This window comes from Ideonella sp. WA131b (assembly GCA_023657425.1).
GTDB lineage: Bacteria > Pseudomonadota > Gammaproteobacteria > Burkholderiales > Burkholderiaceae_C > Rubrivivax.
This window is the reverse complement of the sequence record JAGTJW010000002.1, coordinates 1016752-1041176: the sequence shown is the minus strand read 5'-3', so window position 1 is coordinate 1041176 and position 24425 is coordinate 1016752. Positions and strand designations below refer to the sequence as shown.

The window sequence follows — 24425 nt, the reverse complement described above, 5'->3', positions numbered from 1 at the left end:
GGGCTTACAGTGCCTGCCGTAGCGGGTCAGCTTGAGCGAGGGGTTAGGCCGCAGCGCACGCTGACGCGCGCGAATCGTTCCGATGAAACTGCTGCGCCGGTTGTGGCAAAAGATGGGGTGCGGAGCCGACCAAGGCCGGACGGACACTGGTGCTTGATGCCCGAGGGTTAGGTTGGTCTTGGGTGACGTCATCGACATTGGTGAGCGGCAGGCCTTGGTGTTCTTGGAAGGGCGCCGAGGCCTGGTGCATCCCGTTTGAGAGAGTGAGCTACGACGACGTACCCATAGTTGGCTCCGCATCCCGCAACGGATGATGGAGCAAGGTATGGCGATGAGCAAGGCCAGGACAGGCCGAAGCAAGCTGGAGGTGATGCACCCGGATGCGGCTGGCATCGATGTGGGTGGTTCGATGCACTTCGTGGCGGTGCCCAATGAAGCGGCGGAGCAATCGGTGAGGCAGTTCGGGGTGTACACCAGGGATCTGCAAGCGATGGCCGACTGGCTGCAGGAGTGCGGCGTGAAGATCGTGGCGATGGAGTCCACGGGGGTGTACTGGATACCGCTGTACGAGCTGCTGGAGCGGCGTGGGTTCGAAGTGATGCTGGTGGACGCCCGGCAGGTGAAGAACGTGTCTGGGCGCAAGAGCGACGTGCAGGACTGCCGGTGGATCCAGCAGTTGTTGAGCTACGGACTGCTGAAGGCGGCGTTCAGGCCGCAAGACCAGTTCTGCGAGCTGCGGGAGTTCAACCGGCTGCGGACGAGGCTGCTGGCCGACCAGGGCCGCAGCGTGCAGCACATGCAAAAGGCCATGACGCTGATGAACATCCAGCTCAGCCAGGCCATCAGCGACGTGGCAGGTGTGACGGGCCAGAAGATCGTCAGGGCCATCGTCGAGGGCGAGCGCGATGCGCAGGTGCTGGCGGCGTACCGGGACAGCCGGATCAAGGCCAGCGAGGAGGAGATCGCGGCGAGCCTGCAAGGCACGTGGAGGGCGGAGCATCTGTTGGCGCTGAAGCAGGCGCTGGGCAGATTCGACTTCTACGCGCAGCAGTTGCAGGAGTGCGAGACCGAGATCCAGCGCGTGATGGCCAAGCTGGAAGTCCACACCAAGGAACTCGGCAAGGGCAAGAAGCGCAGCAAGGCCAAGAACGCGCCGAAGTTCAACGTCCGAGAGCGACTGTTGAAGATGTGCGGAGTGGACGTGACCAAGGTGGACGGCATCGACGAGACCACGGCGCTGAACATCGTGGCCGAAGTCGGAACGGACCTTAGCCGCTTCCCCAGCGACAAGCACTTCGCGTCCTGGCTGGGCCTGTGCCCGGGCACGCGAATCAGTGGGGGCAAGGTGCTGGGTGCGAAGACCAAGCACAGCGTGAACAGAGCGAGCCAGGCGTTCCGGCAAGCGGCGGCGGCACTGCGAAGCAGCAAGTCAGCGCTGGGGGCCTACTACAGGCGGCTGTGCGGCCGCATGGACAAAGGCAAGGCCGTCACGGCTGCGGCCCACAAGCTGGCGCGCCTGTTCTACGCGCTGATGACCAAGGGACAGGAGTACGTCGACCAAGGTCAGCAGTACTACGAAGAGCGCTACAGACAGCGCGTTATCCACCACCTGCAGCGGCGCGCTCAGAGCCTAGGCATGAGTCTGGTGCCGACCGCATAACGCCGAAAAACTATAAGCGAATCAACTACTTGGAAGGAGTTTCTTGAGAGGCCGCAGCGCACGCTGACGCGCGCGAATCGTTCCGATGAAACTGCTGCGCCGGTTGTGGCAAAAGATGGGGTGCGGAGCCGACCAAGGCCGGACGGACACTGGTGCTTGATGCCCGAGGGTTAGGTTGGTCTTGGGTGACGTCATCGACATTGGTGAGCGGCAGGCCTTGGTGTTCTTGGAAGGGCGCCGAGGCCTGGTGCATCCCGTTTGAGAGAGTGAGCTACGACGACGTACCCATAGTTGGCTCCGCATCCCGCAACGGATGATGGAGCAAGGTATGGCGATGAGCAAGGCCAGGACAGGCCGAAGCAAGCTGGAGGTGATGCACCCGGATGCGGCTGGCATCGATGTGGGTGGTTCGATGCACTTCGTGGCGGTGCCCAATGAAGCGGCGGAGCAATCGGTGAGGCAGTTCGGGGTGTACACCAGGGATCTGCAAGCGATGGCCGACTGGCTGCAGGAGTGCGGCGTGAAGATCGTGGCGATGGAGTCCACGGGGGTGTACTGGATACCGCTGTACGAGCTGCTGGAGCGGCGTGGGTTCGAAGTGATGCTGGTGGACGCCCGGCAGGTGAAGAACGTGTCTGGGCGCAAGAGCGACGTGCAGGACTGCCGGTGGATCCAGCAGTTGTTGAGCTACGGACTGCTGAAGGCGGCGTTCAGGCCGCAAGACCAGTTCTGCGAGCTGCGGGAGTTCAACCGGCTGCGGACGAGGCTGCTGGCCGACCAGGGCCGCAGCGTGCAGCACATGCAAAAGGCCATGACGCTGATGAACATCCAGCTCAGCCAGGCCATCAGCGACGTGGCAGGTGTGACGGGCCAGAAGATCGTCAGGGCCATCGTCGAGGGCGAGCGCGATGCGCAGGTGCTGGCGGCGTACCGGGACAGCCGGATCAAGGCCAGCGAGGAGGAGATCGCGGCGAGCCTGCAAGGCACGTGGAGGGCGGAGCATCTGTTGGCGCTGAAGCAGGCGCTGGGCAGATTCGACTTCTACGCGCAGCAGTTGCAGGAGTGCGAGACCGAGATCCAGCGCGTGATGGCCAAGCTGGAAGTCCACACCAAGGAACTCGGCAAGGGCAAGAAGCGCAGCAAGGCCAAGAACGCGCCGAAGTTCAACGTCCGAGAGCGACTGTTGAAGATGTGCGGAGTGGACGTGACCAAGGTGGACGGCATCGACGAGACCACGGCGCTGAACATCGTGGCCGAAGTCGGAACGGACCTTAGCCGCTTCCCCAGCGACAAGCACTTCGCGTCCTGGCTGGGCCTGTGCCCGGGCACGCGAATCAGTGGGGGCAAGGTGCTGGGTGCGAAGACCAAGCACAGCGTGAACAGAGCGAGCCAGGCGTTCCGGCAAGCGGCGGCGGCACTGCGAAGCAGCAAGTCAGCGCTGGGGGCCTACTACAGGCGGCTGTGCGGCCGCATGGACAAAGGCAAGGCCGTCACGGCTGCGGCCCACAAGCTGGCGCGCCTGTTCTACGCGCTGATGACCAAGGGACAGGAGTACGTCGACCAAGGTCAGCAGTACTACGAAGAGCGCTACAGACAGCGCGTTATCCACCACCTGCAGCGGCGCGCTCAGAGCCTAGGCATGAGTCTGGTGCCGACCGCATAACGCCGAAAAACTATAAGCGAATCAACTACTTGGAAGGAGTTTCTTGAGAGGCCGCAGCGCACGCTGACGCGCGCGAATCGTTCCGATGAAACTGCTGCGCCGGTTGTGGCAAAAGATGGGGTGCGGAGCCGACCAAGGCCGGACGGACACTGGTGCTTGATGCCCGAGGGTTAGGTTGGTCTTGGGTGACGTCATCGACATTGGTGAGCGGCAGGCCTTGGTGTTCTTGGAAGGGCGCCGAGGCCTGGTGCATCCCGTTTGAGAGAGTGAGCTACGACGACGTACCCATAGTTGGCTCCGCATCCCGCAACGGATGATGGAGCAAGGTATGGCGATGAGCAAGGCCAGGACAGGCCGAAGCAAGCTGGAGGTGATGCACCCGGATGCGGCTGGCATCGATGTGGGTGGTTCGATGCACTTCGTGGCGGTGCCCAATGAAGCGGCGGAGCAATCGGTGAGGCAGTTCGGGGTGTACACCAGGGATCTGCAAGCGATGGCCGACTGGCTGCAGGAGTGCGGCGTGAAGATCGTGGCGATGGAGTCCACGGGGGTGTACTGGATACCGCTGTACGAGCTGCTGGAGCGGCGTGGGTTCGAAGTGATGCTGGTGGACGCCCGGCAGGTGAAGAACGTGTCTGGGCGCAAGAGCGACGTGCAGGACTGCCGGTGGATCCAGCAGTTGTTGAGCTACGGACTGCTGAAGGCGGCGTTCAGGCCGCAAGACCAGTTCTGCGAGCTGCGGGAGTTCAACCGGCTGCGGACGAGGCTGCTGGCCGACCAGGGCCGCAGCGTGCAGCACATGCAAAAGGCCATGACGCTGATGAACATCCAGCTCAGCCAGGCCATCAGCGACGTGGCAGGTGTGACGGGCCAGAAGATCGTCAGGGCCATCGTCGAGGGCGAGCGCGATGCGCAGGTGCTGGCGGCGTACCGGGACAGCCGGATCAAGGCCAGCGAGGAGGAGATCGCGGCGAGCCTGCAAGGCACGTGGAGGGCGGAGCATCTGTTGGCGCTGAAGCAGGCGCTGGGCAGATTCGACTTCTACGCGCAGCAGTTGCAGGAGTGCGAGACCGAGATCCAGCGCGTGATGGCCAAGCTGGAAGTCCACACCAAGGAACTCGGCAAGGGCAAGAAGCGCAGCAAGGCCAAGAACGCGCCGAAGTTCAACGTCCGAGAGCGACTGTTGAAGATGTGCGGAGTGGACGTGACCAAGGTGGACGGCATCGACGAGACCACGGCGCTGAACATCGTGGCCGAAGTCGGAACGGACCTTAGCCGCTTCCCCAGCGACAAGCACTTCGCGTCCTGGCTGGGCCTGTGCCCGGGCACGCGAATCAGTGGGGGCAAGGTGCTGGGTGCGAAGACCAAGCACAGCGTGAACAGAGCGAGCCAGGCGTTCCGGCAAGCGGCGGCGGCACTGCGAAGCAGCAAGTCAGCGCTGGGGGCCTACTACAGGCGGCTGTGCGGCCGCATGGACAAAGGCAAGGCCGTCACGGCTGCGGCCCACAAGCTGGCGCGCCTGTTCTACGCGCTGATGACCAAGGGACAGGAGTACGTCGACCAAGGTCAGCAGTACTACGAAGAGCGCTACAGACAGCGCGTTATCCACCACCTGCAGCGGCGCGCTCAGAGCCTAGGCATGAGTCTGGTGCCGACCGCATAACGCCGAAAAACTATAAGCGAATCAACTACTTGGAAGGAGTTTCTTGAGAGGCCGCAGCGCACGCTGACGCGCGCGAATCGTTCCGATGAAACTGCTGCGCCGGTTGTGGCAAAAGATGGGGTGCGGAGCCGACCAAGGCCGGACGGACACTGGTGCTTGATGCCCGAGGGTTAGGTTGGTCTTGGGTGACGTCATCGACATTGGTGAGCGGCAGGCCTTGGTGTTCTTGGAAGGGCGCCGAGGCCTGGTGCATCCCGTTTGAGAGAGTGAGCTACGACGACGTACCCATAGTTGGCTCCGCATCCCGCAACGGATGATGGAGCAAGGTATGGCGATGAGCAAGGCCAGGACAGGCCGAAGCAAGCTGGAGGTGATGCACCCGGATGCGGCTGGCATCGATGTGGGTGGTTCGATGCACTTCGTGGCGGTGCCCAATGAAGCGGCGGAGCAATCGGTGAGGCAGTTCGGGGTGTACACCAGGGATCTGCAAGCGATGGCCGACTGGCTGCAGGAGTGCGGCGTGAAGATCGTGGCGATGGAGTCCACGGGGGTGTACTGGATACCGCTGTACGAGCTGCTGGAGCGGCGTGGGTTCGAAGTGATGCTGGTGGACGCCCGGCAGGTGAAGAACGTGTCTGGGCGCAAGAGCGACGTGCAGGACTGCCGGTGGATCCAGCAGTTGTTGAGCTACGGACTGCTGAAGGCGGCGTTCAGGCCGCAAGACCAGTTCTGCGAGCTGCGGGAGTTCAACCGGCTGCGGACGAGGCTGCTGGCCGACCAGGGCCGCAGCGTGCAGCACATGCAAAAGGCCATGACGCTGATGAACATCCAGCTCAGCCAGGCCATCAGCGACGTGGCAGGTGTGACGGGCCAGAAGATCGTCAGGGCCATCGTCGAGGGCGAGCGCGATGCGCAGGTGCTGGCGGCGTACCGGGACAGCCGGATCAAGGCCAGCGAGGAGGAGATCGCGGCGAGCCTGCAAGGCACGTGGAGGGCGGAGCATCTGTTGGCGCTGAAGCAGGCGCTGGGCAGATTCGACTTCTACGCGCAGCAGTTGCAGGAGTGCGAGACCGAGATCCAGCGCGTGATGGCCAAGCTGGAAGTCCACACCAAGGAACTCGGCAAGGGCAAGAAGCGCAGCAAGGCCAAGAACGCGCCGAAGTTCAACGTCCGAGAGCGACTGTTGAAGATGTGCGGAGTGGACGTGACCAAGGTGGACGGCATCGACGAGACCACGGCGCTGAACATCGTGGCCGAAGTCGGAACGGACCTTAGCCGCTTCCCCAGCGACAAGCACTTCGCGTCCTGGCTGGGCCTGTGCCCGGGCACGCGAATCAGTGGGGGCAAGGTGCTGGGTGCGAAGACCAAGCACAGCGTGAACAGAGCGAGCCAGGCGTTCCGGCAAGCGGCGGCGGCACTGCGAAGCAGCAAGTCAGCGCTGGGGGCCTACTACAGGCGGCTGTGCGGCCGCATGGACAAAGGCAAGGCCGTCACGGCTGCGGCCCACAAGCTGGCGCGCCTGTTCTACGCGCTGATGACCAAGGGACAGGAGTACGTCGACCAAGGTCAGCAGTACTACGAAGAGCGCTACAGACAGCGCGTTATCCACCACCTGCAGCGGCGCGCTCAGAGCCTAGGCATGAGTCTGGTGCCGACCGCATAACGCCGAAAAACTATAAGCGAATCAACTACTTGGAAGGAGTTTCTTGAGAGGCCGCAGTGCCCTAGAGGAAGCGCCGAAAGGGCTGCTTCTAGAGTTCGGCATAGATTTCCAGAACGTTGCCATCGGGGTCGCGAAAGAAAAGAGTCCGATGCCCAAAAGGTTCGTCGGTTGGTCCCGAGATGATTTCTGTACCTCGCTCCGCGAGAGCGGCGGCGCAACTGGCAACCTCTGTAGGGGCAACCCGAAAGGCAAGCTGCAGCATCAACGTGCCGACTGGGGGTGTAGTGTCTTTGAACCGTCCGCCGCCGACGGCAAGTGCGAGTAGATTGGAGCCGACACGATACTCAACCCAGTTCGGGCTGAGTTCTCGATGAAGCGAGAAACCGAGAGTCTTGCCGTAAAACTCTCTCATTGCGTCCATCTGGCGAACGTAAATCACCGTGTAGTCGATGCTGCGGATGGGGATCTTGGGGTGCATGGATGCGGATCTCGAACAAGCGGTCGTTCTGCGGCCTAACGTTAGAGCTAAGCTGCCCGCGGAGGCAGGCGCTGTAAGCCTGGTTCGCGATGATGCACCAAGTGCCGCGGACCAGGCTTACAGCGCCTGCCGTAGCGGGTCAGCTTGAGCGACGGGTTAGGCCAGCCGCTTGGGTGCAGCGCACCGGGCGCACCCGAGAAGGAGTGCGGCGCGGACGATTGGAGTCTTGCGTCCGGTGCGCGGGAAACAAGGACGAGTGGCTCGAGGTGAGCGGTTCCGTACGAAGCATGTTGCGGCGGTGGCTACCAAAGAAGCGGCGGACCCGAAGCGGGGCGCTGAACAGTGGTGCACAGAGGCGCCTCGCGAGGGAGGGGGCGAGTGGCAGAGGCGAGCCGCCTGCGGCGAGCCGAGCTGAGGACAACAGGCATTGTTTCCCGGCGGGCCTAACGTTCGAGCTAAGCTGCCCGCGGAGGCAGGTGTTGTAAGCCTGGTTCGCGATGATGCACCAAGTGCCGCGGACCAGGCTTACAGCGCCTGCCGTAGCGGGTCAGGGTTGAACGAGGGGTTAGGCGTCACTGCGCACTGCCGAGCAAGGCCGGAAGTTCACTCATGCTGCCGAACACGAGCTGAGCGCCGGCTTGGAAGAGCTTCTTGGATTGGCCCATGGCGGCGAAGCCGTACACGACCATGCCCGCTGCTCGCGCTGCGGCGACACCAGTTGGACTGTCCTCTATCACCACGCAGCTACTGGCTTGTGCGCCAAGGGAGGCTGCTGCATTTAGGAACAGATCAGGTGCTGGCTTTGGACGCGCGACATCTTGAGCGCTGAATAGACGCCCCTCAACCAGAGGCAGCAGACCGGTGTGCCCAAGGGTAAAGCGCATCTTCTCGCGCGGACCGTTGGATGCGACGCAGTACGGTACGTGTAGTGCAGCAAGCAGTTCGGGTGCACCCTGCACAGATGTTAGATCTCTTGCGAACGCGGCAAAAGTACGTGTCCTGAATTGATGGAAGAAGTCAGCGGGCGCAGACTGTCCAACAAGGGAGTTGAGTACCTCAAGGCACTTTTCGGTAGACGTGCCCATGAAGTGCTCAAGTGTTTCCTCGAGCGTCAGATCGACGCCGAACTCAGCGATCATCTCTCTCAGCACAGAGTGGCTGAGAAGCTCGCTGTCAACGAGCACACCATCGCAGTCGAAGATGACGAGGGAAGGGCTGAGCATGTGGATCGTGACGCCTAACGTTCGAGCTAAGCTGCCCGCGGAGGCATGCAGTGTAAGCCTGGTGTGCGAAGGTGCCGAAGGCGCCGCACACCAGGCTTACGCTGCATGCCGTAGCGGGTCAGCTTGAGCGAGGGGTTAGGCAGCACTGAGGGTTTACCCGCGACGCTCCGGGTTAGGTTAAGGCACTTCAGCTTGCTCACACGCAGCGGTGCTTCCCGCTCCGCGCAGAAGAAGGTGGTGTGTCGGGTCTTCAAGCCGCCGCACCAGCTGTGGCTGACCGAAGCCACAACCGGCTGGAGAGCGGCGGACCGACCAACTGACTGAGCTCTGGCTGTTTGATCGGAGCGCTTCTCGCGCGTGAACCGGCTGAGAAGGCGCTGCACTCTTCGCCGAGTCATTGACATGATCGAGTAGGTTGGTTCGATTCGGTCATGTGCTTGCGGCCTGAACAGTTTGACGCCGAAGAAGGCGCGTTACCGCTCTTTCGTGGCTGTTCAGTACACGCCGATAGGCGCCGAATCTCTCGGTGCACCACGGACTTCGTTTGTGCTGCCTAACGTTCGAGCTAAGCTGCCCGCGGAGGCATGCAGTGTGAGCCTGGTGTGCGAAGGTGCCGAAGGCGCCGCACACTAGGCTTACGCTGCATGTCGTAGTGGGTCAGCTTGAGCGAGGGGTTAGGCGTCATGCAGCCACCCGTCACGAACGCACTGCTCAATGCGTTGCTCCATCCACCGGAATATCTCCGGAGCGTGCGCCTTAACTGGTGCGTTTACTCTAAGGAGCTGAGAGCGACTTATCGACTGTTCCTTCCAGTTTCTCCCATTTGCGGCGAGATTGACTATGAATGGCATAAGGCGATCAAGCACCTTTACCCATCGACTTTCGATTGTGATTTGTTCTTCATATTCGAGCCACAGCGTTCTCATCTGTTGCCCGAATGTGCCTCCGGTTGCAGCCAAGCGTTCAATGCACTCGAGTTCAACTGCTTGCTGTTCCGGGCGCAAGGGTCCAAACGCTGGCGTGTCGTCCGCGTCGATCTCGCAAACATCATGGATCAGGGCCATGACGAGCGCTTTGTGTAGATCAAGTTCGAGGCTGAGTTCCTGCGCAATTATCATTAGCCCCATAGCTAGGTGCCAGCTATGCTCGGCTGAGTTCTCTTGTCGTGAGAGGTCGCTGACGTAGGCGCGCCGCTTGACCAACTTCAGGCGCTCGATATCGGTCAAGAACGCGACAATTGCGGGCAGAGGAAGCTTCATGACGCCTAACGTTCGAGCTAAGCTGCCCGCGGAGGCAGGCTTTGTAAGCCCGGACTGAGAGAATGTACAGAGTACCTCAGGCCGGGCTTACAAAGCCTGCCGTAGCGGGTCAGCTTGAGCGAGGGGTTAGGCCTCAACCGCAGCGAGCGCATTTATGCGTTCTTCGTTCAGGCGAACAAGGCGCCCCTTCTCGAAGATGGTGGCTCCGATTCGTGAGTAGAACTTCTTGCCTCGCTCGTTCGCGGAAGACACAAGCCAGTCCAAGCGAGCGCAGCCTGAGGACTTGGCGACTCGGCAGAGTTCGCGGACAAGCTCTTCTCCAATGTTCTTCCCGCGGTATCTCTCGTAGACGAACAGATCATCCATCCAAAGACCGGGTCTGGCTATGAAACTCGAGAAGATGGCGTAGTAGGTCGCCATGCCCACCAGCTTTCCGTCAACGTCGGCGACGAGAGCGTAGGCGTTCGGCTGTTCAGCAAACAGCGCGTGTCGCAGCGATTCGGTAGTGGCTACAAGTGACTCCAAGCTTCCGTCGAACTCCGCTTTGGCGCGAATCAGCGCGAGAAGCTCAGGCATCTCTGTATTCAGGACGGGGCGAATGACCAATGGTTTCTCCTTTGAGGCCTAACGTTCGAGCTAAGCTGCCCGCGGAGGCAGGCACTGTAAGCCCGGGCTGAGATGATGCACAGTGTGCCTCAGCCCGGGCTTACAGTGCCTGCCGTAGCGGGTCAGCTTGAGCGAGGGGTTAGGCGTCACTTGGGTACGACGCGCGCAAGCTTCTCGGCCATGCGGGTTTGCCAACCTGGGCCGGTAGCTCGCCACTTCAGGATGACCTCTTCCGGCAGACGAATGGAGATCAGCTTCTTGGGGTTCTCCGAGCGCGGACGGCCGCCCTTGTTCACCTTGCCCCGGGCAAGCATTTCTCCAGTCAGCTCCGGGAGTTCTTCGTACTCCTCCGGCTGGATGACGTGTGCTGCAACCTTGACGAGGTCAGATCCCAAGGAGCGGTGCGATGAGCGCTTGCTCGCGGTCATTTGCTTTCCTCATGCTGAACACGTGGCGATCCGCGCCGCGCGGTGTGTAGCCAACAACAACCATTCGATCTCTCAACATGCCGAAGCAGATGATCCGTCTCTCGCCGTAGTCCTTGCGTCTGTCTTCGGACTCGAAGTTCGGCGCCGCAAAGACAAACTTGGCGTCTTCGAAGTCGAGGTGCCGTTCGGCTAGGGTTCGAGCTCTCTTCTCAGGATCGTAAGTGATGGTCACGTGGTTAGTGTATCTACAAAAACCACGGCGCGCAAGGGGCGCTCGTTTGTGACGCCTAACGTTCGAGCTAAGCTGCCCGCGGAGGCAGGCGCTGTAAGCCTGGTTCGCGATGATGCACCAAGTGCCGCGGACCAGGCTTACAGCGCCTGCCGTAGCGGGTCAGCTTGAGCGAGGGGTTAGGCATTGCCATTCTGAGCTTCGAGAGCGAGTAGCAAGCTCAGCCTGTGCTCCTTGGCGACAACTTGCCACGGGAGCCCAGTTAGCGCACCTTCCAAGGCCCACAGGAGATTGGGTTCTTCCGGACTATCAGTGGGCGATTTGAGGCCGATTTGAGCGTTTGACACGAGTTGCCCACCGCGGCGGTCTGTCGGTTCGTCGCAAGCGCCGACCGCCCGCCGCCGTGGACAACTCTGCACTGCACGGTGGCGATCACCTGCGTTGCGGCATCCGTTCAGTTGGCGCCACCGCGGTCCTGTGTTTACGCGTCAGCGCGATGCGTGCGCGGCAGCCGCTGCGCGCCAGAAGCGTTCAAGCTTGCGGCAGGTTGCGTCCAGCGAGTCTTGTTCCGCTTCGTTGATGCGCGGCCACATCAGCGGTCCGCCGTCACGGCCGATGAGCTGCCCGATGGCGGCTTTGACGTCCTGCTGCGCAAGCTCTTCGTCGTCATAGCGGCGCCGGATCAGCTCGCCACCGAGCGTCCAGAGGTTGTCGCGGTGCCGGCTCACGGTTGCCTTGGCCAGGCCCTGGTCCAGCAGATGCAGCAGGAACGGCGTCAGCAACTCAACGACCTGTTGGCCCACGACGATGTCGGCAGGCTCAACGTGCCAGGATCGGGGCCAGTCGTGCAGGTCAGGGCAGGCTTGCCGCAGGCGCTGCGCCTCCTGTGGCTCGAGATGGAACTCGTCATTGGCGCTGCCACGGGAGTCGGCCATGTTGCTCGCTCGCTTGCTCAATGCCTGCCACCACTTCCCCGGCTTCGTCTACGCCGCCGTGCGGCTGATCGAAGCCACCAGCACCATCGAGGTCGACGTGCGGCCGCGCCGCGGCTCCAAGCCGCATTGCTCATGCTGCGGCAACACCGCACCCGGGTACGACGTACTGGCCGTTCGGCGCTTCGAGTTCATCCCGGTCTGGGGCTATGCGGTGATGCTGCTGTACGCCATGCGGCGTGTGCAATGCCGCCAGTGCGGCGTGAAGGTCGAGCAAGTGCCCTGGGCGATGGGCAAGCACACGCTGACCAAGGCGTACATGTTGTACCTGGCGCACTGGGCACGCAAGCTGTCGTGGAAGGAGACGGCACTGAGCTTCGGCACGACCTGGGATCAGGTCTGTCATGCGGTGGAGTATGTCGTGCAGTGGGGGCTGGAGCATCGCGAACTCGGGACCCTGCGGGCCATTGGCGTGGACGAGATCCACATCGGTCAGAGCCACAAGTTCCTGACGCTGGTCTATCACATCGAGGCCAACTGCGTGCGGCTGCTGTGGGTGGGCCGGGACCGCACGATGAAGAGCTTCGAAGGCTTCTTCACCCTTATCGGCCAGGAACTGGCCGGCAAGGTCGAGTTCGTCTGCTCGGACATGTGGCGGCCCTACCTGGAGATGATCGCCAGGCATTGCCCGCAGGCGCTGAACATCCTGGACCGCTTCCACATGGTGGCCAAGCTGAACAAGGCGCTGGACGAGGTGCGCGCCGGTGAGGCCCGGCGAATGGTTCGCGAGGGCTACGAGCCCGTGCTCAAGAAGAAGCGCTGGTGCCTGCTCAAGCGGCCGGAGAACCTCACGGACAAGCAGCGATTGAGTCTGCGCGAGTTGCTGGGCTACAACCTGAAGAGCGTGCGGGCCTACCTGCTCAAGGAAGAATTCCAGCTGTTCTGGGAATACACGTCACCGGCGTGGGCGGCCAAGTTCCTCGACGCCTGGTGCAAACGGGCGATGCGTTCACGCATCGAGCCGGTAAAGCGGTTCGCCCGAACCGTGCGCGCGCACCGCGAGCTGCTGCTCAACTACTTCAAGGCCAAGAAGCAGTTCTCCAGCGGCATCATCGAGGGGCTGAACAACAAAGCCAAAGTCACTATGAGAAAAGCGTACGGCTACAGGACCTTCCGGATCGCTGAACTCTCCCTGTATCACGTGCTTGGCAGGCTTCCAGAGCCAAAACTGGCCCACAGATTCTTCTGACGAAGCGGAAGTTCAAACAGCCTCTTGTCCGCCCGAGTCAGTCCTGCGTGGGCGGCCGATGCCGGTCCGGAGGGCTTTGAACTGGCGCCTGGGCCGTTGCCTCGCCGCCGGGGACGGGTGTGCGTGCGGGAACACTTGCCAGTCGATCGCGCAGCCAGCCAAACCCCACGCGCTCCTGCTCCAGACGCAGCCGGGGCTGGTGGCGATCGAATCGGAGGTCGTCAAAAACCGCCGTCTCCCCCGGCGTGAGACGCGCCAGGTCGCGGCGTGCCGGGTCGGGCTCCTCGCTCCAGTGCAGGCGGTGGGCAAGGAGCGTCGCACGGTCCATGAGGAAGGACGCCGCGCCGGGGAAGCAACCACGCAGTTGGTCGAGGATGGCGAATCCGTGGGTGTCGATGTCGCCCCAGTAGTGCAGCTGGCATCGATGCAGCCACTTGGCGCGCGCCAGCGGTTCCCAACCGTAGCCTGCGCCGAAGACGACGATGGCGTCCGCCGCTGGCGGGAAGGCGAGGAAGTTGGTTTCGTTCTCGGTGATGAAGACACGCTGGACGGGTAGCACCAGCGCCGCGAAGCTCGCAGCGTCCAGGGTGATGTCGGGCAGGCTCTGCGTCGAGGATGGGCAGCCCGGCAGGCTGGGCAAGGCCCGGTCGAGGAGGCGAAACCGAATTCGGACGGGCTTGTCCAGGAAGCCGAATCGGCGCGTGAACTGCCCAACGCCGGTCGCATGGGTCTCGATGACTTCAGGTTGCAGCGCCAGGTCCAGCAGCTCGGCCAACACGCCTCGGTGGACCTCGATGAACTTGCTGTCCACGCCGGGCACGTCGACCTGACGCAGGTACACGCCTGGTCGAGGATGGGCCTGCAGCCATACGACGACGGCCAGCAGACGCTCCCAGCGGTCGGCAAGGTCCAACGCCTGGATCGGCCGCCGGACAAGCCACGCCAGCAGCGGCGACTGCGCGGCTGCCGTCTGCTGCCACAAGGCCTCGAACCGCCGCGCCTGACGAACCTTGCCGATGAGGGCCAAGGCGTCCTGCAGGGTGTCGAGCCATACGGCCGCCGGCAGCTGCTGCGTTCCCTGGACGCGGTGGTTCCACGCCCTCCATTCGACCCGAACCTGCGGGGCATCGGCGAAGGCGTGCACCCAGTCACGAACGGCCTCGAAGCGGTCGGACAAGTCGGACGCACCGGGAGTCTTCAAGCCCAGGCGCAGGGGCCACGAAACGGCGTCGGTGACAGCCGCCCGCAGCAAGTCGCCCCGGTCCCACAAACGTTGGACCTGGGTGCGCAAGTCTGCCGGCGTGGTCCAGCTCATGGTGCTGCGCCGTCTCCGGCAGCCCTGGCTTCGGCCCAGCCTTCCGCTTTCTGAGCCCGGTACTCCTCGATCGACAGGCAGCGCAGCCGTGAGTCGCGTCCGCCCTCGTTGTGCACGAAGCCGACGCTGGCCACGAAGGGCTCGATGATGTGGATCTTCTGCAGCGGCGTGACGATCAACAACTGGAGGTTGAGCTGCTGAAAAAGGCGCAACCCGTACTGTGCCGACTCGTCGGACCCGCGCCCGAACGCCTCGTCGATGACCACGAAACGGAACGACCGCGAACGCACGGCGCCCCACTCCAGCCCGAACTGGCAGGCCAGGCTCGCAGCCAGCACGGTGTAGGCCAGCTTCTCCTTCTGGCCGCCCGACTTGCCACCCGAGTCCGAGTAATGCTCGTGCTCGGCACCGTCTGCGCGCCAGCGTTCGCTGGCCGAGAACAGGAACCAGTTGCGAACGTCGGTGACCTTGGCGGTCCAGCGCCTGTCGGCGTCCGACAGTCCTTCGCGGCCCCGGAATCGATCGATGATGGCCTTGACCTGCAGGAACTTGGCTTCCGAATACTGTTCGTCCGCCGAGCCCGTCAGCGCCCCCTCGGTGCACGCCCGCAAGTCCTGCTGGAAGTCGCGGATTTCCGCATCCGGGCTGGGCAGCGCCACCAGCTTGATGTAGCGGCCGGGGTTGTAGTCGATGGCTTGGAGCGACTGGTTGATGAAGTCGACGCGCTCCCTGATCGTCTCGCGCTCGCGGGCGAGCTGGGCGTTGAAATTGGCGATCTCGTTGATCGTGTTGACGTTCAGCAGCTCCTTGAAGCGCGCCTCGAATCGCGGCAGGTCGTCGCCCTTCAAGCCGGTGAGCATCCTTTCGTACTCCGGCATCGCGGCCAGGCTCACGTCCATCTCGACGGTCTCGGCCTTGAACTCCTCCTTGAAGCCGCGCATGGCATTGACGATGCGCTCGGTCAGACGGGCCAGGCGCTTGTCCTCCGCATCGATGCGCTCCTGCAGCCACTTGCGCACGTCCTGCTCGCGGTTGTCGCAGGACTCGATCGACAGCTGATGCTCGCCCAGCGCCTGCGAGCGCCAGCCATCCAGGCGCTCGATCTGTGCGTCGGTCAGCGGTAAGTCGTTCCACACGCTGCCGGCCTGATCCCGCATCGCCTGCGCCGTCTCAAGTTTGCTCTTGACTTCGCCCCGTTTGCCCAACGCGTCGGACCGCCTGACCTCCTGCTCGCCAAGCCGAACCTGCGCGGCCTTGAGCTGGCGCCCCAAGTGTTGCAGGGTGTCGGATGCGGCTTCCAGCCTCGCGCGCTCCTCGGTGAGTCCAGCAATTTGCCGAGCCAGGCTCATCCAGTCGATGTCCGCAAAGCGCGTGAACTCTTCCAGCTTGCTGAGTGCATCCAGCCGACTCCGCAGCTCATTTCGAGCCTGCTGGATCTCGCCAAGGCGCTGCCCGAGCAGGGCCAGCTTTGCCGCCAGACGCTCCCGCTGATCGCGCAACGCCCGCAGCTTGGCGGCATTGCTCCAACCGAGCACATAGCGACTGCGGTCGTCGATCCGGCTGCGGTCGTCCTTCTCGTGGCGTCCGCTCGGGTCCTTGATCTGACCGGAGCGTGTGATGGCGCGCGCCTCGCGGCGGAACTGCTCCCCGTTGTCGCAGCAGGCGACGTCGAAGCGCTGGCAAAGCTCTCTTTCTAGCCACTCGTAGTGTGGCGAGTCCGGCTTGATGACGAGCTTGCGCACCAGCGACTGCGGATGCAGAGCGGCGCCTTGCGTTGCCTTCCTCTGCCGCACATGGAAGTACACCAGCCGGGCGCCCAGATGCTGCCGGTCCACCCAGTCCGCCACGGCCTTGTAGTGCGCGTCCGGAACCAGCAGCGCGAGGCCAAAGCCACGCAGCAGCCGCTCGGCGGCGCCTTCCCAATCTTGCTCGTCGTCACGCACCTGGATGAGCTCGCCAGCGAAAGGCAGTTCGTCCTCGCCGATCGCCAGGGCCGAACACAGCGCATCGCGGATGCGGATCTGGGCGGCGTCGATGTTGCTCTTGCGCCGCTGGAGGCTGTCGATCTCGTCGGACAGGGCGGCGTGCTCTTCTCGGCCCTTGCGGAAAGTGAAGTCCTCTTCGCGCTCCCGGTTGTCCAAGTTGGCAATGCGCTCGCGCAAGCCTTCGGCACGCTGGGTGATGCTCTGCTGCTGAGCGAGGAAACCTGCTTCATCCCCTGGCGCCGCCTCATCGACGCGGGCCAACAACTCTTGGAAGCGGTCAGACCTCTTCTGGCGTTGTACCTTCTCCCCCTCCAAACGGCGAATTTCTGCCGCCAGTTCCTCCAGGCGGTCGCCGCCGTTGTCTCGCAGGGCCCGCTCCAGGCGTCCGACTTCAATGCGCTCGGCTTCACGCTCCGCGTCCAGGCGTTCGATCTGCGCATCCAGCCGGGCCGCATCGTCTGCCAGAAAGCCGATTCGGCGGTCCAGCAGGTCGCCCTTGAGCCGGGCGAAATAGGGTCGAAGCTGATCGCGCGCATCCCGCCAGCCCTGAGTCTCGGCCACCAGCGCCTGGTGGCGCGCGCCGTCGTCGACCAAGGGCGTCAGCAAGTCCACCTGCCGCTTGGCCTTGAGCACCGCCTGATGCGCCCGGTCCAGGTCGTCGAAGTGGCGGATCAGCGCCTCGATGCGGCTGCCCACATCGAAGGGCTCCAGCATGTGGCTGCGCACGAAGTCGGTGAGATTGCCCACCGACTTCATCGAGACGGTCTGGTGGAACAGTTCCAGGGCCTGTTCATGTTCGATGCCGAAGCGCCGGCGGAACCAGGCACCGTAGGGCGGAAAGCTGTCGAACAACTCGCAGCCCGAGCCGCGCAGCTTCTTGCGCAGGGCGACGATGTCACTGCCGAAGCCGCTGAAGTCTTCGGCAACGGTGAGGGCTCGCTCGGCGGCCACGAACAGGCGAGCGGGCTGGCCCAGAGGGTCCTTCAGCCAGAAGACCTGGGCCAGCGTCACAGCCTGGTCGTAGCCCTCGTTGCGGAAGACGCCAAGGATGACCGAGTAGCTCGACGCATCGCGCAGCGCCACGGGTCTGGCACTGCCCGTGACCTCGTGACGCTCGCTCTTGTAGTGGCCCAGCACGTAGGAGCGCAAGGACCGCTCGCGCGAGTCCGCCCCGGCGGCCTTGTTGTAGGCCACGCGATGCGCAGGAACGAGCAAGGTCGTGATCGCATCGACCAGCGTGGACTTGCCCGAACCGATGTCGCCCGTGAGCAGGCCATTGCGCCCATCGAGCTCGTAGCGCCAGACACGTTTGTCGAAGGTGCCCCAGTTGAGCACTTCCAGCCGCTGCAGACGAAAGCCTACGCGGCTGTCGTCGGACACGAAGTCGAGGCCCAATGTCGTGGCGTCCATCGGCGCCTCAAACATCTTGGGCCTCCTTGCCAGCGCCACCAGACAACGCCATGCGATACACCTCCATCCGCGCATCGAACTCCGCCAGCCACTGCGCATCGACAAAGGCCTTCAGGATGCGCCGCACCTCGTAGGTCCCTCGGTCTTGTGCACTGCCGGCGGCGGGCTTGAGCCGGCGCAGAAACCCCAGATCGACCACCTTGGTGATCGTCGCGTCCACCTGGTCGATCAGCCGCGCCTCGTTCGTGCCATCGGGCAGGAACACCCGCACCAGTTCGGTGATGTCGTCGCGCGAGAGCACCAGCCGGGTATCGCCACCGCCGGCGTCGAACTCAGCCATGCGCTTGCGCACCAGCGCCAGCATCAGACTGACCGGGTAGGACAGCGGCCGGCGTGCGACGAGCCGCGGCAGGCGTGACGTCCCCGAAGCCTCTTCCGGGTCGGGACGGCTCTTCAGAAAGGCGTGGCCCTCGGCCTCGTCCAGCACCAGATCGAGCAGCAGCATGGCGGACTGTTCCCTCACCCGCGCCTGCAGGCGAAGCAGGCTGGCCCACAGCCGCTCGTCGTCGTCGCGGTAAAGCACGCCCTTGAGCAGGCTCACCAACAGCTGCGACAACTCGGGCACTTCGGGCAGTGTGCCGGGCGGGGTCTCCGCCGAAGCTTCCTCGTGCAGCGCGTCGTTCATGTTCTTCCCCCTGGCCGCTTGACGCCGTCAGCGCGTGAAGATCACGCGGGGCAAGCGCGCCTCGCGCGTCACGGCTTCGCCCTCTGCGTTGCGGGACAGCCAACGGATCGGCTCGATCACCGTTTCGTCGACCAGGGAGCGCAGGCCGCCCAAGGCGTCCAGCGCTCCGCTGCCGTCCCCGGCGTGGGCCAACTCCAGATAGGCCACCAGTTCGGCCAGTCCCTGGTGTAGGGGCTCGGCATCCAGCAGCTCGCGAAGCGTGATCTGCGGCTGGCGGCGAAGTGCGCGTTGAACAGCCGACCTCAGGCGCGCCTTGTCCACCACGATCTGGCCGAACAGGCGCGCGGTGTCAATGTCGTCTTCGCCAGCGACGAGCGCCATATCAGCCAGGCGCGGCTTCACGCTCGGCGTGAACAACGGTCTCTCCAGCGGCAGCTCGATCTCCGCGGCCATCGCGTCGATGTGCATCACCGTGCCGGCGGGAGTCGCCCCCCGCAGAGCCAGCGCCTTGCTTTCGATGCCATGCAAGAGGTCCAGGATGCGGCGATTCTCCAGAAAGGCACGGTCGTCCAGGAAGCGGCGTAGCTGCTGGGACAGCTGGGCCACCGTGCGCTGGGTGTGTTCGCCTGCCTCCAGCCAGTCGTGATGCACGCGGCGGGTGCGAGGTTCGGGCTTCAGCGCCGCGACGGCAGGTAGCGCCAGCACCTGGTCCAGCCGCTCGGAGAGCTCCTCCTGCCGCCGGGTGGACATGAGGAAGTCCCAGAAGGCGCGGAAGCTGCGCCCCTGGTCGGAGTCGCCGATGGCATCGCGCTCGCCCATGATCTCGTCGAGCAGCGCACCCTTGGCGCCTTCCCACAACGCGATCTTCTCGCGCACCTTGCGGTCGAGCAGGCGGAAGTTGTGTTCCACCTCGCGGAAGTCGGCCAGCAGCTCGCGCGCCAGTTGCTGGAACTGTTGGAAGCGGTCCTTGACTGCTGTGTCGTCCAGCAGCGGCACGTCACCGGCCAGCACGCGGGCGATCTCGGCGTCCAGTTCGTCGCGCTTCTGGCGAAGGTCGGCCACGCGCTTGATCGGGTCGGCCTCGGTCCCGGCGCTGATCTGCTCCAACAGCGCGAACAGCGTCAGCAGGCGCGACTCGGTGCCGACGAATGGGCGCTCGGTCAGCGTCAGAAACCAGGCGATGGCCCTCTCGGTGGCCGGCGTCAGGTCGAACTGCGCCTCGTCAGTGCCCGGCTTGTAGAACTTGCGCAGCCAGCCTTTGTCGGGCGCGGCCCAGTCGTTCAGGTAGTCCAGCGCGCCCTTGGGGTAAGCCTCCGGGCCCAACTGCTCGCGCAGGGCGAACAACTCGTCCTCCAGCGCCTCGGCGAGATCGGCCTCGCTCATCACGCGCACGTTCGGCGTCACGAACACCCGGTGCAGGAAGCTCGCCACCAGCGCCGCATGCGGCGAGGCCAGCAGCCGCCAGGCTGGGTGGCGGTCGCGCAGGGTGGAGAGGGTGGCGTGGTCAAGAGACATCGGAGGTTGATCCGGACGTCTGCGAGCCGCCATCATTGAAGCGCCGAACGATCCGGTACGCGGGTTCGAAGCCACTCTGAGGCCTGACGCGTGGGAGAAAGCGCGCCGTGGAAGAGATGACGGTCATGTCGGGCTTCTTGAACGTTCGTTGCTCTCTTCGTCCGCGCCCCCGGCGCGTACCCAGTCGTCCACCACAGACAACTTGAACTTCCACAGCCGCCCGACGCGGTGCGCCGGCAGCCCCCGGTTTTCCCGCCAGCGGTAGACGGTGTCCTTGGCCACGCCCAGGTGCTGGGCGACCTGCTCGGCGGAAACCCACGGTTCAGCGGTCATGGCGTCCGCGCTTGCCACCTGGAAGCGTCTTAAGTGGATCAAACAACACCAAAGTCTATCAACGGGAGGACGCTCTCCCAAGCTTGGCTTCGGCGCGGAACAGCGCGTGAATCACTGCATCGCGATCAACCCGGAGACCCCGATGCGCCACATCGATCCCCGCGCCGCCGGCGCCGCGCGCCAGACATCGACGGGGTCCGAGCGCTCGACGGAGAGGAGGAGGTGGGGGTAAGGCGTCTGCGGCCAGGAGCGCAGGCCCGGTAAGCTCAGCCCATGGGCGTAGCGCGGCGTGCCGGTGGCCGGATGACGGCTGATGTGCGCGTGGGCCAGCGCCAAGGCGTCGATGAAGCCCAGCGCGGCAGCCTCGGCGTCTTCGGACATGTAGTCCGTGATTGCATCCTCGACATCCTGCCGGGCCTGCTCGCGCGGGACAACGGGTTTGGCCTTCACGACCGACTGCGTGTCTTTCTCGCCACCTGGGCAGCGCCGCGCACCCGCTCGCGCAAGCCTACGAAGCAGGTCTCCTTCACCGACGCTGTGGGAGCCGACGAAGCGCCCCTGACAGCATAGTGCGCAGCTGCAGCCGATCCTGATCGCGGCGGAGCAGTTCGCGCACGTACTCGCTGCCGCCCACGCTCCTTGCCACGCTGGCTGACCTGTTCGTCGACGAAGGTCTTGAGGCTGTCGGGCAAGGAGAGGTTCATCGTGCTCATGCCGACAGGTTGGATGGCTTGGCAAAAACTGGCAAGACCGTCCCGCCGAGGTCAGCCATCTGACGCGATGGAGGCTCTGGCCCGGGAAGTGACCGATTCCGAGCGCCGTGGCGCGCCCGCACCCGCAGCACAGCCGCCCGGAAATCCGCGCCACGCGGGGGAAGCGGGCAAAAAAAAGGCCCGGAGATCGTCCGAGCCCTTGTAGATGGTGGAGAGGAGGAGGATCGAACTCCCGACCTTCGCATTGCGAACGCGACGCTCTCCCAGCTGAGCTACCCCCCCACGCGCAGCGCGGCACTATAGCATCGTGCCGCCGAGTCTGGCGGTGCGGGCGTGACCGCTGTGCGCGGTCGCTACCATCGCAGCCTGCCCCTCTTGCTTGCCCAACCCAAGGAGCGCGACCCCGATGCGAACCCGCCTCGATGACCCGGCCTGGCTTGATCAGCAATACGACAACCGCGCCCGCGTTGCCGAGCACCCGCGCATCCTGCGCAACTGGGCCGAGGCCTCGGCCCATGTGCGAGCCCACTCGCCCGCGGCGCGGCTGGACCTGCGCTACGGCGAAGGCCTGAACGAGACGCTCGACGTCTTCCCGCCGACGCGGCCGCAGCCCGGTGGTGCGCCGGTGCTGGTGTTCATTCACGGCGGCTACTGGCGCTCGCTCGACAAGAACGATTTCTCCTTTGTCGCGCCCGCCTTCAACGCCGCGGGCGCGCTGGTGCTGGTGCCCAACTACGCGCTGTGCCCGGCCGTCGGCATCGAGCACATCGCGCTGCAGATGGCGCAGGCCGTGGTCTGGGCGCTGGATCATGCGGCCGAACTTGGCGGCGATCCCTCTCGCATCGCGCTGGTGGGCCACTCCGCCGGCGGCCACCTGGCGACGATGCTGCTCACCTGCCGCTGGAAGGAGCTCGATCCGGCCCTGCCGCTGCAGCCGCTGGCCGGCGCGCTGTCGATCTCGGGCCTGTACGACCTGGAACCGCTGCGCCACACGCCCTGCGTGATGCGCGACCTGCGGCTCACGCCGTCGGCCGTGGCGCGGCTGTCGCCGGCGTTCTTCCCGCGGCCGAAGAACACCCGCCTGTTCGCGGTCGTGGGCCTGGAGGAGAGCGACGAGTTCGTGCGCCAGAACGCGCTCATCCGCGACGTCTGGGGCCCCACCGCCGTGCCGGTGTGCGAGACCTTGCCGGGCAGCAACCATTTCAGCGTGCTCAACCCGCTGGCCGATCCGGCCGGCCGGCTGCACGAGCTGGCGCTGCGCCTGCTGGGGTTGCGCTGAACGCCTCGGACGGCATCGCGCTGCCACCGGTGGTGGCGGGCCTGTGGCAGATGCACACCTGGGGCCAGGACCGGGCCGCGCGGGTGCGCTGGATCCAGCAGGTTCTCGATCTCGGCATCACCGCGTTTGATCACGCCGACATCTACGGCGGCTACACGGTGGAGTCGCTGTTCGGCGAGGCGCTGGCCGCCGAGCCAGGGCTGCGCGAGCGCATGACGCTGGTCACCAAGTGCGGCATCCGTCTGGTGCACGCGTCGCAGCCCGGCCTGGCGGTCAAACACTACGACAGCAGCGCCGCTCACATTCTGGCCAGCGTGCAGCGCTCGTTGCGCGCGCTGCGCACCGACCGCATCGATCTGCTGCTGATCCACCGCCCCGACGGGCTGGCCCACCCCGACGAGATCGCCGAAGCCTTCGTGCGGCTGCACGCGGCGGGCCAGGTGCGGGCCTTCGGCGTCAGCAACCACACGGTGGCTCAGTTCGCGGCGCTGCATCGGCGTGTGCCGCTGGCCACGAACCAGATCGAGTTCTCGCCCCTGCAGATGAAGGCGCTGGCCGACGGCACGCTGGAGCAGGCGGCCGATCTGGGTCTGCCGCCCATGATCTGGAGCCCTCTGGCCCGGGGCCGCCTGTTCACGGCCGACGACGAACAGGCGCGGCGCGTGCGGGCGGCGCTCGGCGCCATCGCCGCCGAGCACGGCTGCAGCCTGGCGACGGCCGCGCTGGCCTGGGTGCGCCGGCACCCGAGCCGGCCGGTGCCGATCACCGGCAGTGTCCGAATCGAGGCGCTGGCCGAGGCGGTGGCGGCGACGCGCATCAGCGTGTCGCGCCAGGCCTGGGCCAGCGTCTGGCAGGCCAGCATGGGCCACGAGGTCCCGTGACGTCGGCCCCTGTCGGCCCGAATGGGCCGCCGTTGTCGGCCCCGGACGGCCTGAATGGGCCGCCGTTGTCGGCCCCGGAAGGCCCGCAAGGGCCGCCGTTGTCGGCTCTCGTGGCCGGCTTCGTCGCCGTGCTGGTGGGCTTCACCAGCTCGGTGGTCATCGTCTTCCAGGCCGCGGCGGCTCTGGGCGCCACGCCGGCGCAGACGGCCTCGTGGATCTGGGCGCTGGGCCTGGGCATGGGCCTCACCAGCCTGGGCCTGAGCCTGAAGTACCGCATGCCGGTGCTCACCGCCTGGAGCACGCCCGGCGCAGCGTTGCTGGTCAGCGCCGGGGCGGGCGTGCCGATGGCCGAGGCCGTGGGCGCCTTCATCGTCTGCGCGCTGCTGATCACGCTGGCCGGCGCCACCGGCTGGTTCGCGCGCGTGATGGACCGCATCCCGCAGTCGCTGGCCGCGGCGTTGCTGGCCGGCGTGCTGGCGCGCTTTGCTTTCGACGCCTTCGCCGCCCTGCCGGGCGAGCCGCTGTTGGTGGGCGCGATGTGCGCCGCCTTCGTGGCGGGGCGGCGCTGGTGGCCTCGCTACGCGGTGCCCGGCGTGCTGCTCGTTGGCATCGCCGTGGCGGCAGGCCAGGGCCGGCTCGACTTCTCCGGCATCGAGTGGGCGCTGGCCAAGCCGGTGTTCACGATGCCGGCCTTCAGCCTGGCCGCGCTGGTGGGCATTGCCTTGCCACTGTTCGTGGTGACCATGGCCTCGCAGAACCTGCCCGGCGTGGCTGCGCAGCGTGCCGCCGGCTACCGCGTGCCGGTGTCGCCCGCCATCGCCACCACCGGCGCGGCGACGCTCTTGCTGGCGCCGTTCGGTGCCTACGCGCTCAACCTGGCGGCCATCACCGCGGCCATCTGCATGGGGCGCGAGGCCGCCGAAGACCCGGCGCGCCGCTGGTGGGCCAGCGCCGCGGCCGGCGTCTTCTACATCGTCGTGGGCTTGCTCGGTGGTGCGGTGGTGGCGCTGATCGCCGCCTTCCCGCCGGCGCTGGTGCTGGCCGTGGCCGGGCTGGCGCTGTTGTCCACCATCGGCTCGGCGCTGGCCACCGCAATGAAGGACGAAGCCGAGCGCGAGGCCGCGCTCGTCACCTTCGTCGTCACCGCCAGCGGGCTGGTGCTGTTCGGCATCGCCAGCGCGTTCTGGGGCGTCGTGGCCGGGGTCGTGGTGCGCGCGGCCCTGCGCCGCTGATGGGGCTTCGCGCGCTGTGCCACA

The 24425-nt window shown here is 65.0% G+C and carries 21 protein-coding genes, 1 tRNA gene and 1 pseudogene; 8 read left to right on the top strand and 15 right to left on the bottom strand.

Going from position 1 to position 24425, the window contains the following annotated elements:
- Nucleotides 1-325: 325 nt before the first annotated feature.
- The 4 genes from KA711_14830 to KA711_14815 all read left to right on the top strand — a co-directional run bounded on the left by KA711_14830 (nucleotide 326) and on the right by KA711_14815 (nucleotide 6649).
- Nucleotides 326-1660 (top strand): IS110 family transposase, encoded by a 1335-nt coding sequence (locus tag KA711_14830; GenBank protein MCM0610242.1) that lies wholly within the window; start codon nucleotides 326-328, stop codon nucleotides 1658-1660.
- A gap of 328 nt (nucleotides 1661-1988) precedes the next feature.
- Complete coding sequence (locus KA711_14825) at nucleotides 1989-3323, top strand: IS110 family transposase (protein MCM0610241.1); 1335 nt, start codon at nucleotides 1989-1991, stop codon at nucleotides 3321-3323.
- Between the two features lie 328 nt (nucleotides 3324-3651).
- Complete coding sequence (locus KA711_14820; GenBank protein MCM0610240.1) at nucleotides 3652-4986, top strand: IS110 family transposase; 1335 nt, start codon at nucleotides 3652-3654, stop codon at nucleotides 4984-4986.
- Between the two features lie 328 nt (nucleotides 4987-5314).
- Nucleotides 5315-6649: an IS110 family transposase gene (locus tag KA711_14815; protein ID MCM0610239.1), complete on the top strand. Its 1335-nt coding sequence runs from the start codon at nucleotides 5315-5317 to the stop codon at nucleotides 6647-6649.
- A gap of 88 nt (nucleotides 6650-6737) precedes the next feature.
- Here the strand turns inward: KA711_14815 and KA711_14810 are convergent, their stop codons facing one another.
- The 8 genes from KA711_14810 to KA711_14775 all read right to left on the bottom strand — a co-directional run bounded on the left by KA711_14810 (nucleotide 6738) and on the right by KA711_14775 (nucleotide 11807).
- Nucleotides 6738-7127 (bottom strand): VOC family protein, encoded by a 390-nt coding sequence (locus KA711_14810; protein MCM0610238.1) that lies wholly within the window; start codon nucleotides 7125-7127, stop codon nucleotides 6738-6740.
- Nucleotides 7128-7699: 572 nt separating this feature from the next.
- Complete coding sequence (locus KA711_14805; GenBank protein MCM0610237.1) at nucleotides 7700-8350, bottom strand: HAD family hydrolase; 651 nt, start codon at nucleotides 8348-8350, stop codon at nucleotides 7700-7702.
- A 674-nt stretch (nucleotides 8351-9024) separates the two neighbouring features.
- On the bottom strand, nucleotides 9025-9609 hold the full coding sequence (locus tag KA711_14800) for an HD domain-containing protein (protein ID MCM0610236.1): 585 nt from the start codon (nucleotides 9607-9609) through the stop codon (nucleotides 9025-9027).
- A 126-nt stretch (nucleotides 9610-9735) separates the two neighbouring features.
- Nucleotides 9736-10185 (bottom strand): GNAT family N-acetyltransferase, encoded by a 450-nt coding sequence (locus tag KA711_14795; protein MCM0610235.1) that lies wholly within the window; start codon nucleotides 10183-10185, stop codon nucleotides 9736-9738.
- A gap of 176 nt (nucleotides 10186-10361) precedes the next feature.
- Nucleotides 10362-10643 (bottom strand): BrnA antitoxin family protein, encoded by a 282-nt coding sequence (locus tag KA711_14790; protein ID MCM0610234.1) that lies wholly within the window; start codon nucleotides 10641-10643, stop codon nucleotides 10362-10364.
- A complete protein-coding gene (locus KA711_14785; GenBank protein MCM0610233.1) occupies nucleotides 10600-10875 on the bottom strand; it encodes a BrnT family toxin in 276 nt (91 codons plus the stop codon). The genes KA711_14790 and KA711_14785 overlap by 44 nt, the downstream gene beginning before the upstream one ends.
- A 176-nt stretch (nucleotides 10876-11051) precedes the next feature.
- Nucleotides 11052-11219: a TfoX/Sxy family DNA transformation protein gene (locus tag KA711_14780; protein ID MCM0610232.1), complete on the bottom strand. Its 168-nt coding sequence runs from the start codon at nucleotides 11217-11219 to the stop codon at nucleotides 11052-11054.
- 141 nt (nucleotides 11220-11360) lie between these two features.
- Complete coding sequence (locus KA711_14775; protein MCM0610231.1) at nucleotides 11361-11807, bottom strand: hypothetical protein; 447 nt, start codon at nucleotides 11805-11807, stop codon at nucleotides 11361-11363.
- On the opposite strand from KA711_14775, the gene KA711_14770 reads away from it, so the two are divergent.
- Nucleotides 11806-13053 carry an ISL3 family transposase gene (locus KA711_14770; protein MCM0610230.1) on the top strand — a complete coding sequence of 416 codons (1248 nt, stop codon included), beginning with the start codon at nucleotides 11806-11808 and terminating at the stop codon, nucleotides 13051-13053. The genes KA711_14775 and KA711_14770 overlap by 2 nt on opposite strands.
- A gap of 37 nt (nucleotides 13054-13090) precedes the next feature.
- On the opposite strand, the gene KA711_14765 is transcribed toward KA711_14770, so the two are convergent.
- From KA711_14765 to KA711_14735, 7 genes and pseudogenes are all read right to left on the bottom strand, one after another.
- Nucleotides 13091-14368, bottom strand: coding sequence for a hypothetical protein (locus KA711_14765; protein MCM0610229.1), 1278 nt, complete (start codon nucleotides 14366-14368; stop codon nucleotides 13091-13093).
- On the bottom strand, nucleotides 14365-17763 hold the full coding sequence (locus KA711_14760) for an ATP-dependent exonuclease SbcCD, C subunit-like protein (GenBank protein MCM0610228.1): 3399 nt from the start codon (nucleotides 17761-17763) through the stop codon (nucleotides 14365-14367). Before KA711_14760 ends, KA711_14765 begins: the two co-directional genes overlap by 4 nt.
- 7 nt (nucleotides 17764-17770) lie before the next feature.
- Nucleotides 17771-18448, bottom strand: coding sequence for a DUF4194 domain-containing protein (locus tag KA711_14755; GenBank protein MCM0610227.1), 678 nt, complete (start codon nucleotides 18446-18448; stop codon nucleotides 17771-17773).
- A gap of 27 nt (nucleotides 18449-18475) precedes the next feature.
- Entirely contained in the window at nucleotides 18476-19963 is a 1488-nt protein-coding gene (locus KA711_14750; GenBank protein MCM0610226.1) for a DUF3375 domain-containing protein, read from the bottom strand.
- 123 nt (nucleotides 19964-20086) lie between these two features.
- Nucleotides 20087-20296 (bottom strand): helix-turn-helix domain-containing protein, encoded by a 210-nt coding sequence (locus tag KA711_14745; protein ID MCM0610225.1) that lies wholly within the window; start codon nucleotides 20294-20296, stop codon nucleotides 20087-20089.
- Nucleotides 20297-20473: 177 nt separating this feature from the next.
- A pseudogene (locus KA711_14740) lies at nucleotides 20474-20746 on the bottom strand (type II toxin-antitoxin system RelE/ParE family toxin).
- 469 nt (nucleotides 20747-21215) lie between these two features.
- Nucleotides 21216-21291: transfer RNA gene (locus KA711_14735), tRNA-Ala, on the bottom strand.
- 124 nt (nucleotides 21292-21415) lie between these two features.
- Here KA711_14735 and KA711_14730 point away from each other — a divergent pair.
- From KA711_14730 to KA711_14720, 3 genes are all read left to right on the top strand, one after another.
- Nucleotides 21416-22288, top strand: coding sequence for an alpha/beta hydrolase (locus tag KA711_14730; GenBank protein ID MCM0610224.1), 873 nt, complete (start codon nucleotides 21416-21418; stop codon nucleotides 22286-22288).
- Nucleotides 22289-22338: 50 nt separating this feature from the next.
- Nucleotides 22339-23169, top strand: coding sequence for an aldo/keto reductase (locus KA711_14725; protein ID MCM0610223.1), 831 nt, complete (start codon nucleotides 22339-22341; stop codon nucleotides 23167-23169).
- A gap of 98 nt (nucleotides 23170-23267) precedes the next feature.
- Nucleotides 23268-24401, top strand: a complete 1134-nt coding sequence (locus tag KA711_14720) for a benzoate/H(+) symporter BenE family transporter (protein ID MCM0610222.1) — start codon at nucleotides 23268-23270, stop codon at nucleotides 24399-24401.
- The last annotated feature ends 24 nt before the right edge of the window (nucleotides 24402-24425 follow it).

Coding starts and splice junctions, on each gene's coding strand:
- KA711_14770 (MCM0610230.1), top strand. CDS start 11,806: ATGTTGCTCGCTCGCTTGCTCAATGCCTGCCACCACTTCCCCGGCTTC.
- KA711_14820 (MCM0610240.1), top strand. CDS start 3,652: ATGGCGATGAGCAAGGCCAGGACAGGCCGAAGCAAGCTGGAGGTGATG.
- KA711_14755 (MCM0610227.1), bottom strand. CDS start 18,448: ATGAACGACGCGCTGCACGAGGAAGCTTCGGCGGAGACCCCGCCCGGC.
- KA711_14750 (MCM0610226.1), bottom strand. CDS start 19,963: ATGTCTCTTGACCACGCCACCCTCTCCACCCTGCGCGACCGCCACCCA.
- KA711_14765 (MCM0610229.1), bottom strand. CDS start 14,368: ATGAGCTGGACCACGCCGGCAGACTTGCGCACCCAGGTCCAACGTTTG.
- KA711_14800 (MCM0610236.1), bottom strand. CDS start 9,609: ATGAAGCTTCCTCTGCCCGCAATTGTCGCGTTCTTGACCGATATCGAG.
- KA711_14725 (MCM0610223.1), top strand. CDS start 22,339: ATGCACACCTGGGGCCAGGACCGGGCCGCGCGGGTGCGCTGGATCCAG.
- KA711_14745 (MCM0610225.1), bottom strand. CDS start 20,296: ATGACCGCTGAACCGTGGGTTTCCGCCGAGCAGGTCGCCCAGCACCTG.
- KA711_14790 (MCM0610234.1), bottom strand. CDS start 10,643: ATGACCGCGAGCAAGCGCTCATCGCACCGCTCCTTGGGATCTGACCTC.
- KA711_14730 (MCM0610224.1), top strand. CDS start 21,416: ATGCGAACCCGCCTCGATGACCCGGCCTGGCTTGATCAGCAATACGAC.
- KA711_14805 (MCM0610237.1), bottom strand. CDS start 8,350: ATGCTCAGCCCTTCCCTCGTCATCTTCGACTGCGATGGTGTGCTCGTT.
- KA711_14795 (MCM0610235.1), bottom strand. CDS start 10,185: ATGCCTGAGCTTCTCGCGCTGATTCGCGCCAAAGCGGAGTTCGACGGA.
- KA711_14825 (MCM0610241.1), top strand. CDS start 1,989: ATGGCGATGAGCAAGGCCAGGACAGGCCGAAGCAAGCTGGAGGTGATG.
- KA711_14815 (MCM0610239.1), top strand. CDS start 5,315: ATGGCGATGAGCAAGGCCAGGACAGGCCGAAGCAAGCTGGAGGTGATG.
- KA711_14830 (MCM0610242.1), top strand. CDS start 326: ATGGCGATGAGCAAGGCCAGGACAGGCCGAAGCAAGCTGGAGGTGATG.
- KA711_14760 (MCM0610228.1), bottom strand. CDS start 17,763: ATGGACGCCACGACATTGGGCCTCGACTTCGTGTCCGACGACAGCCGC.
- KA711_14810 (MCM0610238.1), bottom strand. CDS start 7,127: ATGCACCCCAAGATCCCCATCCGCAGCATCGACTACACGGTGATTTAC.
- KA711_14775 (MCM0610231.1), bottom strand. CDS start 11,807: ATGGCCGACTCCCGTGGCAGCGCCAATGACGAGTTCCATCTCGAGCCA.